This is a genomic window from Microbacterium testaceum (assembly GCF_001476655.1).
Classification (GTDB): Bacteria; Actinomycetota; Actinomycetes; order Actinomycetales; family Microbacteriaceae; genus Microbacterium; species Microbacterium testaceum_C.
The window spans coordinates 1-603 of sequence record NZ_LDRT01000213.1; the positions used below are offsets into that span (position 1 = coordinate 1).

1 protein-coding gene is annotated in these 603 nt (G+C 68.5%); it reads left to right on the plus strand.

Going from position 1 to position 603, the window contains the following annotated elements; all coding sequences use genetic code 11:
- Positions 1-79: 79 nt before the first annotated feature.
- The coding region (locus NS220_RS18465; protein WP_153004375.1) for an aminotransferase class I/II-fold pyridoxal phosphate-dependent enzyme at positions 80-603 on the plus strand (524 nt) is incomplete at its 3' end.

Here is a 603-nt window from a genome sequence, read left to right on the forward strand (position 1 = left end):
CCTCGAGGGGTGGGCATTCGTGTTTCTCCGTCTGACACCCGGGTTCCGTGGCATCCGAGGCTCTCATTAGGCTTTCGGGATGAGCGTTCCCCCTCTTCAGGCCCTGCCGCTCGATCTTCTTCGCCAGCGCAGCAGCACGAAGTGGCGCTCGTACGGCGACGACGTCATCCCGATGTTCGTCGCCGAGACGGACTTCGCGTTGGCACCGGCGATCACCGCCGCGTTGCATCGGGCGGTCGAGATCGGCGACACGGGATACACCCCGCCGAGGCCCGGGATCGACGTCGACTTCGCCGCGTACGCCGAGCGTCGCTGGGGCTGGCGTCCCGACCCGGGTCGTATCCGGTGGACGGGCGACGTGATGATGGGCGTGGTCGAAGTGCTGCGGGCGGTCACGTCTCCGGGGGACCGGGTCGTCGTGACGCCGCCGGTGTACCCGCCGTTCTACGACACGGTGGAAGAGGCGGGAGCCGTCGTCGAACGCGTACCACTCCTCGACGACGGGGAACGCTGGTCTCTCGACCTCGAGGGGATCGAGCGAGCGTTGTCCCAGGGGGCGCGCTCGGTGCTCCTGTGCAACCCGCACAACCCCACCGGCACGGT